Genomic DNA, 15,414 nt, shown 5'->3' on the forward strand with positions numbered 1-15,414 from the left:
ATCCTCTTCCGGTTCCAACAGAGTGCGGTCAGCAGATGGGGGGTCACATGGGTCACATGGGTCACATGGTCGGCGGGGACGCCCGCCCGCCGGTCAGCTGGACCATGGCTTGTTGTCCACGAGTTCGAACAGCTCCGCGTCCGTGGCCGCGTCCAGGTCGACCTGGTCGGCCGCGGCTTCGGCCTCGGTCCACTTCGTCAGCACGGCTCGCAGCCGTACGGTGAGGTTCGCGCGCCCCGGGTCGTCCTGGGCGACCTCGGCGAGCAGGGCCTCCAACGCGCCGAGTTGGCGCGCGGCCAGTGCGGCGGTGTCGACCTCCGGGAGCAGCTGCTGCTTGAGGTGCGCGGCCACGGCCACGGGCGTGGGGTGGTCGAACAGCAGCGTGGCCGGAAGCCGTAGCCCGGTGACGGAGTTGAGCCGGTTGCGCAGCTCGACGGTGGTGAGCGAGTCGAAGCCGAGGGTCTTGAACGGCCTCTCCGCGCCCACGGTCTCGGTGTCGTCGTGCCCGAGGACGACGGCGGCCTGGCGGCGCACTTCTTCGGTGAGCAGCTCCTCGCACTCCTGTGGCGAGAGCCGCGCCAGTCGCTCGGCCAGCCCACCGCCCGCACCGCCGCCCGCACCGCCCGCGGACGCCGAACCGGCGGACGACGCCATCGGCTTGGCGGGCGCCTTGACGAGGCCGCGCAGCAGGGGCGGGACGGCGCCGGAGAACCGGGCGGGGTCCAGCCGGACGGGCACGGTGTGGGTGTGGTTGTCGCCGGTGGCGGCGTCGAAGAGGGCGAGTCCGTCGGCGGTGGACAGCGCGCGTACGCCCGTACGCGCCATGCGGTCGAGGTCGGTCTTGTCCAGGTCGCCGGTGAGCCCGCTGGTCTCGGCCCACAGCCCCCAGGACAGCGACTGCGCGGGCAGCCCGAGGCGGCGGCGGTGGTGCGCGAGGCCGTCCAGGAAGGCGTTGGCCGCCGCGTAGTTGGCCTGTCCCGGGGCGCCGAACACGCCCGCGGCGGACGAGAACAGGGCGAACAGGGCGAGGTCCCTGTCGCGGGTGAGTTCGTGCAGGTGCCAGGCCGCGTCGGCCTTGGGGCGCAGGACCGTGTCGAACCGTTCGGGGGTGAGGGCCGTGAGGACGCCGTCGTCGATCACGCCCGCCGCGTGCACGACGCCCCGCAGGTCCGGGATCTCGTCTAGGAGACGGGCCAGTTCCTCGCGTTCGGCGGCGTCACAGGCCACGACGCGGGCGGTGGCGCCGAGTCCGGCGAGCTCCGCGACGAGTTCGGTGGCGCCGGGTGCCTCGGGGCCGCGGCGGCTGGTGAGCACCAGCTCGGTGACGCCGTGCCGCTCGGCCAGGTGCCGGGCGACGGCGCCGCCGATGGCGCCGGTGCCGCCGGTGACCAGCACGGTGCCGTCCAGCGGCGCCGAGGGCACGGTGAGGGCGACCTTGCCGACGTGCCGGGCCTGGCTGAGATACCGGAAGGCCTCGCCCGCCCGGCGGACGTCCCAAGTGGTCACCGGCAGCGGGGCGAGCACGCCCTCCTCGAACAGCTCGGCGAGGTGGGTGAGCATCTCGCCGATGCGGTCCGGGCCCGCCTCTCCGAGGTCGAAGGAGCGGTAGAAGGTGCCGGGCCAGGAGGCGGCGACGGCTTCCGGCTCGCGGATGTCGGTCTTGCCCATCTCGATGAACCGGCCCTCGGGCACCAGGAGGTCGAGCGAGGCGTCGGTGAACTCGCGGGCCAGGCAGTTGAGGACGACGTCGACGCCGCGTCCGCCGCTCGCGGCGCGGAAGGTTCCGGCGAAGTCCAGGGTGCGGGAGGAGGCGAGGCGCTCGGCGGGGATGCCGGAGGCGCGCACCACCGGCCACTTGGGCTCGCTGGCGGTGGCGTACACCTCGATGCCCCAGTGCCGGGCGAGCTGGACGGCGGCCATGCCGACGCCACCGGCCGCGGCGTGCACGAGCAGCGACTCGCCCTCCTCGACGCGGGCCAGGTCCTGCAACGCGTAGTAGGCGGTCAGGAAGACCGTGGGGACGGCGGCGGCCTGGGCGAACGACCAGCCGCGCGGGATCGGCGCGATGGTACGGGCGTCGGTGACGGCCAGCGGTCCCGCGTAGGAGCCGGAGAGCAGGCCCATGACGCGGTCGCCCACGGCGACCCCGGTGACGCCGGGCCCGACCTCGGCGACAAAGCCGGCGCCCTCGGAGCCGAAGGCCATCTCGGTGAAGGACTTGGCGACGTCGACCACGCCGAGGGCGAGCAGCACGTCGCGGAAGTTGACGCCCGTGGCGCGGACCTCCACCCGTACCTGGCCCTCGGTCAGCGGTGCCTCGGCCTGGGGGCACGGCACGAGCCGCAGCCCTTCCAGGGAGCCGCTGCCGTCCACGTCGAGGCTCCAGGCGCCTTCGGCGGGCGGGGCGAGGGTGTCGGCGGGCGCCACGCGGGCCAGGCGCGGCACCAGCGGGGCACCGGCGCGCACCACGCTCTCCGTCTCCCCCGCCGCCACGGCGGCGGCCACGGCCGCGGGGAGCGCGGCGGCCGAGCGGGCGTCCGCGTCGAGGTCGATCTGGACGATCCTGCCGGGGTTCTCCGAGCAGGCGGAGCGCACCAGGCCACGGACGGCGGAGTGTGCCGGGTCGATGGTGTCGCCGGGCGCGGCGGCGGCTCCGCCCCGGGTGACGACCGCCAGGCAGGCGGGCCCGGTCTCCTCGGCGGCGAGCCAGCGCCGCACCGCCTCCAGCACGGCGCCGGTCGCTTCCCTGGCGGCGGCCACGGGGTCGCCGGAGCCGGTGGGCACGGGCAGCAGCACCACGTCGGGCAGCTGTTCCCCGGCGCGTACGGCTTCCTGGAGCGCGGTGATCCCGGGGTAGTGGACGGCGCCCTGGGCCCGCACCTCACCCTCGGCACCGAGCACGGCCAGGCTGCACCCGCTGCTCACCTCGCCCCCGCTCTCGCTCTCACTCTCGGGCAGTGCGGCCCACTCCAGCCGGAAGAGCGCGTCCGTGCGGGGGCGTTCGCGGACGTCGGCGGTGGCCACGGGGCGCGAGGTCAGCTCGTCGACCGTGAGGAGGGGCCGGCCCGTGGGGTCGGTCATGGTCAGGGAGAGGGAGCCGGCGCCGTTCGGGGTGAGCCGGACGCGGGCCGTGGTGGCTCCGGTGGCGTGCAGTCGTACGCCGCCGAAGGAGAACGGCAGCCTCGGCTCCACCGCGCTGTCCTGGTCGAGCGCGGTGGCGATCTGACTGTGCAGTGCCGCGTCGACCAGCGCCGGATGCATCCCGAACCGCCCGGCCTCCGTGCCGTGCTCCTCGTCGAGCGCGACCTCGGCGAACAGTTCGTCACCACGCCGCCACAGGGCACGCAGCCCCTGGAAGACGGGGCCATAGACGAAGCCCCAATCGGCCAGCCGCTCGTACAGCCCCTCGACGGGCACGGGGACGGCGTCGGCGGGCGGCCAGACGGCTTCGTCGGCGGGGGGCCTCGTGGGGGCGGGCGTCGCCGTCGCAGGCGTCGCGGCCCCGGACCTCGCGGCGACGGACGTCGTGGTCGCGGACGTCGCCGCAACGGGCGTCGCCGTCGCAGGCGTCACGACACCGGCCGACGTGGGCGCGGACGTCGCAGCCCCGGGCTCCGTCGTCAAGGTTCCGCCGGCGTGTCCCGTCCACTCATGGGCACCGGCTTCGGCACCGGCGGGGCGGGAGAAGATCCGCACCTGGCGGGCGCCGGTTTCGTCGGGCTCGGCGACGGTGACCTGGAGGTCGACGCCCGGGCCCTCGGCGGGCAGGACCAGCGGGCTTTCCAGGATCAGTTCGGCGACCTGGTCGCAGTCGGCGTACTCCCCGGCGCGCAGGGCGAGTTCGACGAGTGCGGTGCCGGGTACGAGGACGCGGCCGAGGACCTGGTGGTCGGCGAGCCAGGGGTGGGTGTGGGTGGAGAGCCGGCCGGTGAGTACGTACCGGTCGCCGTCGGCGGCCTCGACGCCCGCGGCCAGGAGCGGGTGCCCGACGAGGGAGAGTCCGGCCCCGGACACGTCCGCCGCGCCTCCGGCGGAGCCGGACAGCCAGTAGCGGCGGCGCTGGAAGGCGTAGGTGGGCAGATCCACGAACCCGGCCCCGGTGCCAGTGCCGGTAACCGCGTCCGTGTCCCCGCCGTCCGGCCCGTATACCGTGCGCCAGTCCACGGGGACTCCGCCGGTCCACAGCTGCGCCAGCGAGGTCAGCAGCCGCCGGGTGCCGCCGTCGTTCCTGCGCAGGGTGCCCGTGACGGTGGCGCTTCGGGCACCGGCCGGCTGGTGGGCGACCGTGTCCTGGACGGCGGTCATCAGGACCGGGTGCGGGCTGACCTCCACGAAGGCGGTGTTGCCCTCGTCCAGGAGGAGCTGGATGGTCTCCTGGAAGCGGACGGGTTCGCGCAGGTTGCGGTACCAGTACTCGGCGTCCAGCGTCTCGCCGGGCACGGGCGCGGCGGTGACGGTCGAGTACAGCGGGGTGTCCCCGGCGCGCGGGGCGACCGGCGCCGCGAGCTCCAGGAGCTGGTCGCGTACGCGCTCGGTGTGCGGGGTGTGCGAGGCGTACTCGATGCCGACCTTCCGGGGCCGCAGCCCCGCCGCCTCCGCCTCGGCGGTGACCTCGGCGAGCGCGTCGAGGTCACCGGCCACGACGGTCGCCTCGGGGCCGTTGACCGAGGCGATCCACACCCCGGCCCGGTCCCCGATGAGCGCGGCGGCCTGCTCGGGCGGCGCGGAGAGCGCGTACATGGCTCCCTTGCCCGACAGGTGCTCGTTGAAGACGCGGCTGCGCAGGGCCACGAGCCGCGCCCCGTCGGCCAGGGAGAGCGCACCGGCCGCACAGGCGGCGGCGATCTCGCCCTGGGAGTGTCCGACGACCGCGGCGGGCACGACGCCCAGGGAGCGCCACAGCCGCGCGAGGGAGACCATCACCGCCCACAGCACGGGCTGCACGATGTCGTCCCGCTCCAACTTCTCGCCGCCCCGCAGCAGTTCGAGCGGGTCCCAGTCGAGGTGGGCCGCCAGCGCGTCGGCGCACTCGCGCATGGCCTCGGCGAACACGGGCGAGGCCGCCATGAGTCCGGTGGCCATGCCGGCCCACTGGGAGCCCTGCCCCGGGAAGACGAAGACGACCTTGGCGGCGGCGGAGGCGGCCTCGCCCGTCACGACGTACGCGGACGACTCCTGCGCGGCGACGGCGTCCAGGCCGGACAGGAGTCCGTCCCGGTCCCCCGCCAGGACGACGGCACGGTGCCGCAGCGCGGTGCGGTGCAGGGCGAGGGAGCGGCCGATACCGGTGGCGTCCGCGTCGGAGGTCGCTGCGAACTCCCGTATGCGCGCGGCCTGTTCGCGCAGTGCGCGGGGGCTGTGGCCCGAGACGACCCACGGCAGCGTGTCACCGGCGCCCTCCGCGAGCGGCACGGCGGCCGCGGAGGTGGTGTCGCCGGACGCGGCGGGCTGCCCGGCGCGGGAATCGGCGGTAGCGGGCTGGGACTGGGACTGGGGCTGGGACTGGGGCTGGGGCTGGGGCTGCTCCAGGATCACGTGCGCGTTCGTGCCGCTCACACCGAAGGCGGAGATGCCGGCGCGGCGCGGCTGCCCGGTCTTCGGCCAGTCGGTGGCCTCGGTGACGAGGCGGACGTCGCCCGCGCTCCAGTCGACGTGCGGGGTGGGCTCGTCCACGTGCAGGGTGGGCGGTACGACGCCGTGCTGGAGCGCGAGCACCGTCTTGATGACGCTCGCCACGCCCGCGGCCGCCGCGGTGTGGCCGATGTTGGACTTGACCGAGCCGAGGAGCAACGGACGGTCCTCGGGACGGTCCTGGCCGTAGGTGGCGAGCAGGGCCTGCGCCTCGATGGGGTCGCCGAGGGTGGTGCCGGTGCCGTGTGCCTCGACGACGTCGATCTCAGCGGCCGACAGCCGGGCGTTGCCGAGGGCCTGGCGGATGACGCGCTGCTGGGAGGGGCCGTTGGGTGCGGTCAGGCCGTTGGAGGCGCCGTCCTGGTTGACGGCCGAGCCGCGCAGCACGGCGAGGACCCGGTGCCCGTTGCGGTGGGCGTCCGAGAGCCGCTCGACGAGCAGTACGCCGACGCCCTCGCCCCACGCGGTGCCGTCGGCGGAGGCGGCGAACGCCTTGACGCGGCCGTCGGACGCGAGGCCCTGCTGCTTGGTGAACTCGGTGAACATGCTGGGCGTCGACATGATCGTCACGCCGCCCGCCAGGGCCATCGCGCACTCGCCCTTGCGCAGCGCGTGCGCGGCGAGGTGCAGCGCGACCAGGGACGACGAGCAGGCGGTGTCGACGGTGAGCGCGGGGCCCTCGAAGCCGAAGGTGTAGGCGATGCGGCCGGACGCGACGCTGGCGGCGTTGCCGATGCCCATGAACCCGGCCAGCTCCGAGTGGCTGTCGCCGAGCATCAAGGTGGCGTAGTCCTGGCCGTTGGTGCCGACGAACACACCGGTCCTGCTGCCGCGCAGCGCCCGGGAGTCGAGGCCGGCCCGCTCGATGGCCTCCCAGGAGGTCTCCAGGAGCAGCCGCTGCTGCGGGTCCATGGCCAGCGCCTCGCGCGGCGAGATCCCGAAGAAGTCCGCGTCGAAGTCGGCGGCGTCGTGCAGGAATCCGCCGGCGCCGGTGGCCGAGCCCGCCTCCTGGCCCGGTCCGCCGTCGAGGAGCGCGGGCAGGTCCCAGCCGCGGTCCCGGGGGAACTCGCCGATGCCGTCGGCCCCTTGGACCACCAGCTCCCACAGCTCCTCGGGCGAGCGGACGCCGCCGGGGAACCGGCAGCTCATCCCCACGATGGCGATCGGCTCCCGCTCGGCTTCCTCGACCTCGCGCAGCCGGCCGCGGACCTTGTGCAGGTCGGCGGTGACCCGCTTGAGGTAGTCGAGAGTCTTGTCCTCATCCATGGTGGGTCCCATTCGTGTGTCTCCCCGTGTGACGCCATCTGCGCCATCTGCGCCATCTGCGCCTTGCCGCTCACCGCTCGTGCTTTTCGGACTGCCGTTGTCGTGGGCCCACGTGCTGCCGCCGTTCACAGGCCCAGCTCGTTGTCGATGAAGTCGAAGATCTCGTCGCGCGTCGCGGTGTGGAGGCGCTCCCCGGCCGCCTCGCCCGCCGCCTCGCCCGGCGTCGGGGCGGACCAGCGCCCCACCAGGGCCGCCAGCCGGGCCAGTACGTCCGGTGAGGGCGCCGCCGCCTGGGCCGTGACCGCGGCGAGCCTGCCCTCGAGGCGGTCGATCTCGGCGAGCACGGACTTCTCGGACAGCTCGTCCTCGCCCAGTTCGCAACGCAGGTGCTCGGCCAGCTCGCCCGGCGTCGGGTAGTCGAAGATCGTGGTGGCGGAGAGCCCGAGCCCGGTGGCCTCGGTCAGCCGGTTGCGGAACTCGACCGCCGCCAGCGAGTCGAACCCGACGTCCCGGAAGGGCTTGTCCGCCTCGATCGCCGCGATCCCGGTGTGTCCGAGGACGGCCGCCGCGTGCAGCCGCACCAGCTCGGTCAGCGTCTGCCGCTGTTCGGCAGCGGAGAGCCCGGACAGCCGCCGCGCCAGCTCGTCGGCGCTGTCCTGGGCCGGTTCGGCGGGCGCCTGCGCCCGCTGGGCCTCGGGGATGTCGGAGAGCAGGGTGCTCGGCCGGGTCGAGGTGTACGACAGCGCGAACCTCTCCCAGTCGACATCGGCGACCGTCAGGCAGGCCACCCCCTGGCCGATCGCGTGCTGGAGCAGGGTCAGCGCGGTGTCCGGGGCAAGCGCCCGCACGCCGCGCCGGCGCAGGTGCGCCTCGGCGTCGTCGCGGGCCGCCATGCCGCCCTCGCTCCACGGGCCCCAGGCCACGGAGGTGGCGACGGCACCGCGCGCCCTGCGCTGTTCGGCGAGCGCGTCGAGGTAGGCGTTGGCGGCTCCGTAGGCGCCCTGTCCCGCACCGCCCCAGACGCCGGCCGTGGAGGAGAACAGGACGAACGCGTCGAGGTCGGCCTCCGCGAACGCCTCGTCCAGGTTGCGTGCGCCGTCGACCTTGCCCGCGCTGATGGCGGCCACTTCGTCCGGGCCCGTCTCGTCGATGCGGCTGGACTGGGCGACGCCCGCGGTGTGCAGCACCGCCGTGACGCGGACACCGTCGGCGGCGAGCTTGTCGAGCAGCGCGTCCAGCGCGCCCCGGTCACCCACGTCGCACGCGGCGATGGTCACCCGGGCGCCCAGGCCGGTCAGTTCGGCGTGCAGGGCCGCCGCCTCCGGCGCCTCGGGGCCGCGGCGGCTGGTGAGCACCAGGTGCTCGGCGCCCGAGCGGGCCAGCCGACGGGCCACGTGGGCGCCGAGGGCCCCGGTGCCGCCGGTGACCAGGACGGCACCGCGCGGGGTCCAGCCCGCGCCGCCCGCCGTGACCGCGAGCGGCGCCCGCCGCAGCCGCCGGGCCAGCAGACCGGAGGGGCGCAGCGCCACCTGGTCCTCTCCGGTCGCTCCGGCCAGCACGGAACCCAGCCGCGCGGCGTCGCGCGCCCCGAGCCCGTCGGGCAGGTCGACCAGGCCGCCCCAGCGCTCCGGGTGCTCCAGCGCCGCGACCCGGCCAAGGCCCCACACCTGCGCCTGACTCGGTCGGATCTCCTCACCGCCCGCGACGGCGACCGCGCCTCGGGTGAGGCACCACAGCGGCGCCGCCACCTCCAGCTCACCCAGCGCGCGCACCAGGGCGTGCGTGCCGGCCAGCGGCGCGGCGGTGTCCTCTGTCTCCTCGGTGTCCTCTGTCTCTGTCTCCTCGTCCTGGGCGAGCGCCAGGAGGGACAGCACGCCGCGCACGGGCGTGTCCGGCAGTGCGGCACGCAGCGCCCCGACGAGTGCGTCGGGGCTCGCGCCCTCGGTGAGGTCGGCGGAAGCGGACACGTCCACGGGGATGAGGTGGAGGCCCTGCTGTTCGAGCGCGGCGACGCACTCGGCGGCCGCCGCGCCACCGGCGGTGACGTACAGCCAGGTGCCGGTCGGCCGGTCGGCAGGTTCGGCGAGCGGCCGCCAGTGCACGTCGTAGCAGAGCTCGCCGAGGTCCGAACGCTCCCTTGACCGGCGGCGCCAGTCGGCGAGGACCGGCAGGATCTCCCGCAGCGGCGCCTGCCGTTCCTCCTCGTCGACGCCCAGGGTGCGGGCCAGTACGTCCATGTCTTCGCCCTCCACGGCGGACCAGAACGCCTGGTCCAGCTCGGGGATGTGCTCCCCCTCCGTGACGGCGGGCTCGTCGAGCCAGTAGCGCTGCCGGTCGAAGGCGTACGTCGGAAGCTCGACGCGGCGTCCAGGACGCAGGGTCGGCCAGGTCACCCGCGTACCGCGCGTGTGCAGCCGTGCCAACGCCTGTACGTACGACATGACCTCACCCTGCGTCGTGCGCACCGCCGGTATCGCGACAACACCCTCGCCCTGCACCAGGCTGCTCAGCACCGCCTCGGGGCCGACCTCGACGAACTCCGTCACACCCCGCTCGACCAGGCACCGCACCCCATCGGCGAACCGCACCGCCTCACGGGCATGCCGCACCCAGTACTCCACACTGCCCAGCTCACCCACGCCCGCGACCGAACCGGTCACATTCGACACCACCGGAATGCCGGGCTCGTGGAAGTCCACCTCCCGCAGAACCTCCGCGAACTCCTCCAACACCGGCTCCACCAACGGCGAATGGAACGCCTGCCCCACCCTGAGCCGCCGCGTACGACACCCCGCCGCCCCAGCCAACTCCCCCACCCGCTCCACAGCACCCTCAGCGCCAGAGACGACCACCGACACCGGACCATTCACCGCGGCCAGCGACACCAGATCCCCGACAGCCGCCTCCCCGATCCACGCCAGCGCCTGCTCCTCCGAAGCCTCCAACGAGACCATCACCCCACCCGAAGGCAACGCCTGCATCAACCGGCCCCGAGCCGCCACCACCCGCACCGCATCCCCCAGCGACCACACACCCGCCACATGAGCCGCCGCCAACTCACCCACCGAATGCCCCATCACAAAGTCAGGGGCCACCCCACAACGCTCCAACAGCCGGAACAACGCCACCTCGAACGCGAACAACCCGGCCTGCGTATAAGCCGTCTCATCCAACAACCCCGCAGCCCACGAACCCACCTCCGCCCACAACACCTCACGCAACGGCACCTCCAACACCCCGTCAAAGGCCCCGCACACCTCCTCAAACACCTCACCGAACCCCGGCACACCAGCCAACTCACGCCCCATCCCCACCCGCTGCGACCCCTGGCCCGAGAACACCAGAGCGGTGGAACGACCGGCCTTCGCGCGGTCCAGGACGGTGTGGGGTGCGGGTTCTCCGGAGATGACGGCGTCCAGGCCGCACAGGAGTTCCTCGCGGGTGGCGCCGGTGATCACGGCACGGTGTTCCATGGCCGAGCGCCCGGAGAGCAGCGTCCAGGCGATGTCCGCGTCGGACGCCTGCGCCGTGGCGGCGAACTCCCGCAGCCTCGCGGCCTGTCCGCGGAGCCCGGCGGCGGACTTCGCGGAGAGCGCCCAAGGCAGCACGCCACCCGGAGTGTCCGTTGTCGGCTCGTCGGCGGGTTCAGCGGCGGGTCGCTCCGTCGGCGCCTGCTCCAGGACGACATGCGCGTTCGTACCGCTGATGCCGAACGACGACACGGCGGCCCGGCGCGGACGCCCCGTCTCCGGCCATGCCCGGTTCTCGGTCACCAGCTCCACCGCGCCCGCCGACCAGTCGACGTGCGGTGTCGGCTCGTCCACGTGCAGCGTCTTCGGCACCACGCCGTGCCGCATCGCCTCGACCATCTTGATGATTCCCGCGACCCCGGCGGCGGCCTGCGTGTGACCGAAGTTGGACTTCAAGGAGCCCATCAACAGCGGCTGTCCGTCGGGGCGGTCCTGGCCGTAGGTGGCGAGGACGGCCTGCGCCTCGATCGGATCACCGAGCGGGGTGCCGGTGCCGTGCGCCTCGACGACGTCGACCTCGGCGGGCTTCACCCCCGCGCTCGCCAGCGCCTGGCGGATCACCCGCTGCTGCGACGGACCGTTCGGCGCCGTCAGACCATTCGAGGCGCCATCCTGGTTCACCGCCGAACCCCGCACCACCGCGAGGACCTCGTGCCCGTTGCGCCGCGCGTCCGACAACCGCTCCACCAGCAGCAGGCCCACGCCTTCCGACCAGGTGGTGCCGTCCGCGCCCGCGGCGAAGGACTTGCAGCGGCCGTCGGGTGCGAGGCCCTGCTGGCGGCTGAACTCGACGAAGGAGTCCGGGGTCGCCATCACGGCGACGCCGCCCGCCAGGGCCAGGGTGCACTCGCCGTGGCGCAGCGCCTGCGCCGCCTGGTGCAGCGCCACCAGCGACGACGAGCACGCCGTGTCCACCGTCACCGCCGGACCCTCGAAACCGAACGTGTACGACACCCGGCCGGTCGCGATGCTGCCGGTGTTGCCGTTGCCGAGGAAGCCGGCGACCTCCTCGGGGATGGTCCGCAGCCGGGCGGCGTAGTCGTGGTACATGAGCCCGGCGAAGACTCCGACCCTGCTGCCGCGCACGGCGGCGGGGTCGATGTGCGCGTCCTCGAACGCCTCCCAGGTGGTCTCCAGGAGCAGCCGCTGCTGCGGGTCCATGGCGAGGGCCTCGCGCGGCGAGATCCCGAAGAACTCGGGGTCGAACTCGGCGGCGTCGTGCAGGAACCCGCCCTCGCCGACGTAGCTGGTGTTCGGGCGCGCTCCCTCGGGATCGTGCAGCTCCCGTACGTTCCAGCCGCGGTCCTCGGGGAAGGGGGTGACGCCGTCCCTGCCCTCGGCGACCAGCTGCCACAGCTCTTCGGGTGTACGGACGCCGCCGGGGTAGCGGCAGCTCATGCCGATGATGGCGATCAGCTCGTCGTCGCCCGTCGCCCGGTGCGGGGGTTGTGCCGGGGTCGTTGTCCCGCTCGTCCCGGTCGCCTCGTCCACGAGTTCGGAGCGCAGATGGCGGGCGAGCGCCGCCGGGGTCGGGTAGTCGAAGACGAGGGTGGCGGGCAGCCGTACTCCCGTGGCCGCGGCGAGCTGGTTGCGCAGGTCCACCGCGGTGAGCGAGTCGAAGCCCAGCTCGGAGAAGGCCCGGTCGGACTCCAGGTCCCGGTCGGGCGCGTGGCCGAGTACGGCCGTGACGTGCCGCAGCACCAGCCGCAGCAGCGCCTCGTCGCGATCGGCCACGGGCAGGGCGCGCAGCCGCTCGCGCAGCCCGCCGGTCGGCTCCGCCCCCGAGACACGCCGGGAGGGGGTGCGGACCAGGCCGCGCAGTACCGGGGGGATCCCGGCGGTGTCGGTGCGGACGGCGGCCGGGTCGAAGGCCATCGGCGCCAGCACCGGGCCGTCCGCGGCGAGCGCCGCGTCGAACAGCGCGAGGCCGTCCTCGATGGACAGGGCCGACATGCCGCCGCGCGAGACGCGGGCGAGGTCCTGCTCGCTCATGACCCCCGACATGGTGCTGCGCTGCTCCCACAGGCCCCAGGCCAGCGCGTGCGCGGTGAGCCCTCGGGCCCTGCGGTGCTCGGCGAGGGCGTTGAGGAAGGTGTTGGCCGCCGCGTAGTTGGCCTGGCCGACCGCGCCGAGGAGGCCGGCGGCGGAGGAGAACAGCACGAACGCGGTGAGGTCCTGGTCCGCGGTGAGCTCGTGCAGGTTCCAGGCGGCCTGCGACTTGGGGCGCAGTACGGTGTCGACCCGTTCGCGGGTCAGCGAGGAGATGACGCCGTCGTCCACGACGCCGGCGGAGTGGACCACTCCGCGCAGTGGCCGGTCGGCCGGGATGTCCGCCAGCACGGCGGCAAGACTCTGCCGGTCCGCCACGTCGCAGGCGGCGACGGTGGCCTCCGCGCCCAGCTCGGCGAGTTCGGCCACGAGCTCCCGCGCGCCGACGGCCTGCGGGCCCTGCCTGCCGAGCAGCAGCAGATGGCGTACGCCGTGCTCGGTGGCCAGGTGACGGGCGACGGCGCCGCCGAGGACGCCGGTGCCGCCGGTGATGAGCACGGTGCCGTGCGGGTCCCAGACGGGGGTCGGCCCGGCCTCGGCCGGGCCCGTGGGGGCCGCCGGGGCCGTCGCCGGGACTGTGCGGGTGAGTCGGGGCGCCCACAGCGCGCTGCCGCGCAGGACCAGTTCGGGCTCGCCCGCCGCGTGGGCGGTCCGGACGGCGGGCACCAGGGCCGCGGCCGTGCCGTCGTCGAGGTCGGCGGGCAGGTCGAGCTGGATGATGCGGTCGGGATGCTCGGACTGGGCCGAGCGGACGAGACCGCGGGCGGCGGCGTGCGGCAGGGCGGGGCTGCGCTGGTCAGCTGCGTGCTTGTCTGAGGACTGCTTGTCTGAGGTGCGCTTGTCTGAGGACTGCTCGTCAGGTGCCGACTTGTCAGATGCCTGGTTGTCTGAGGTGCGCTCGTCTGTAGTCCGCTCGCCAGGCGCCCGCTCGTCAGATGTCCGCTTGTCCGAGGTGCGCTCCTCGGGCACCTCCACGTCGACCGCGCCCGCCGCGTTCCGTGTGACCACGACCAGGCGGGCCGACGCGAACCTGTCGTCGGTGAGCCATGCCTGGACCGTCTCCAGCGCCCAGCCGGTGGCCGCCTTGGTCGCCTCCGGGACGTCTCCCGTGTTGCCTCCGTCTCCGGAGAAGTCGGGGCACGCCACGACGACCGCCTCCGGTGCCACGGTCCCGGCGTCGAGCGCCGCCGCGAGGCCCGCGAGATCCTCGTACGTCTCGATGTCGGCGTCCGCGTCCGCGGCGCGGGTGACCCCGGCGGCCTCGGTTCCGACGGTGGCCCAGGTGGGCCGGGGCGCGCCGTCCAGGGCCGCGACCGGGGGCAGTTCGGCCCAGCCGGTCCGGTACAGCCAGTCGCCGTGGCCGCGTGCGGCGCGCAACTGGTCGCCGGTGACCGGGCGCAGGACGAGCGTGTCGACGGAGGCCAGCGGCAGCCCGGCGCCGTCGGTCATGGTGACCGTGACGCCACCGGTGCCGGCCGGGGCGAGGCGGACCCGCACCATGGACGCCCCCGTGGCGTAGAGGCGTACGCCCTCCCAGGAGAAGGGCAGGCCGCGCGGCGGCTCGCCGTCGCTGGTCGCCTCCAGCAGGGACACCCCGTGCAGCGCGGCATCGAGTACGGCCGGGTGCAGGCAGAAGTCGCCCGCCTCCCCGGCTTCCCCGCCCTCCGGCAGCCGTACCTCGGCGAACACCTCGGGCCCCCGGCGCCATGCGGCCGTCAGCCCCTGGAACGCGGGGCCGTAGGCGAAGCCGCCCTCGCTCATCTGCTCGTAGAGCCCGTCCACCGCGACCGGCACGGCGCCCTCGGGCGGCCACACCTGGGGCAGGGCAGGCTGCTCGGGCGCCGTCCGGGCCGGGGCGACCGCGCCGGTGGCGTGGGTGGTCCACTGCCCGGCGTCACCGGTCCTCGCGTACACCGCGAAGTCGCGCCGACCGTCCGCGTCCGCGTCGCCCACGGTGAGCTGGACGCGCGCGGTGGCACCCTCGGGCAGTACGAGGGGCGCGTGCAGCGTCAGCTCCTCGACGCTGTCGCACCCGACCTCGTCACCGGCCCGCAGCACCATCTCGACGAAGCCCGCGCCGGGGAAGAGGACCGTGCCCAGCACCGCGTGGTCGGCCAGCCAGGGCTGCTCGGCCAGCGAGAGCCGGCCGGTGAGGAGTACGCCGTCGCCGTCGGCCAGACCGACCCTCGCACCGAGCAGCGGGTGCCCGGTGGGTTCGAGTCCGACGGACCCGATGGCCGCTTCCACGCCGACGGGCCCGGAACGCCGGGGCCAGTAGCGCTGCCGGTCGAAGGCGTACGTCGGAAGCTCGACGCGACGTCCAGGACGCAGGGTCGGCCAGGTCACCCGCATACCGCGCGTATGCAGCCGCGCCAACGCCTGTACGTACGACGTGACCTCACCCTGCGTCGTACGCACCGCCGGTATCGCGACAACACCCTCGCCCTGCACCAGGCTGCTCAGCACCGCCTCGGGACCGACCTCGACAAACTCCGTCACACCCCGCTCGACCAGGCACCGCACCCCATCGGCGAACCGCACCGCCTCACGGGCATGCCGCACCCAGTACTCCACACTGCCCAGCTCACCCACGCCCGCGACCGAACCGGTCACATTCGACACCACCGGAATGCCGGGCTCGTGGAAGTCCACCTCCCGCAAAACCTCCGCGAACTCCTCCAACACCGGCTCCACCAACGGCGAATGGAACGCCTGCCCCACCCTGAGCCGCCGCGTACGACACCCCGCCGCCCCAGCCAGCTCCACCACCCGCTCCACAGCACCCTCAGCACCGGAGACCACCACCGACACCGGACCATTCACCGCGGCCAGCGACACCAGACCCCCGACAGCCGCCTCCCCGATCCACGCCAGCGCCTGCTCCTCCGAAGCCTCCAACGAGACCATCACCCCACCCGAAGGCAACGCCTGCATCAAC

The 15,414-nt window shown here is 74.3% G+C and carries 2 protein-coding genes; both read right to left on the minus strand.

What is annotated here, in order from left to right:
• Positions 1 to 93: 93 nt before the first annotated feature.
• Positions 94 to 6,909, minus strand: a complete 6,816-nt coding sequence (locus ACWDVB_RS37155; protein ID WP_451518929.1) for a type I polyketide synthase — start codon at positions 6,907 to 6,909, stop codon at positions 94 to 96.
• A gap of 113 nt (positions 6,910 to 7,022) precedes the next feature.
• On the minus strand, positions 7,023 to 15,383 hold the full coding sequence (locus tag ACWDVB_RS37160) for a type I polyketide synthase (RefSeq protein WP_451612038.1): 8,361 nt from the start codon (positions 15,381 to 15,383) through the stop codon (positions 7,023 to 7,025).
• Between the last annotated feature and the right edge of the window lie 31 nt (positions 15,384 to 15,414).

This window comes from Streptomyces sp. NPDC003379 (assembly GCF_053589195.1).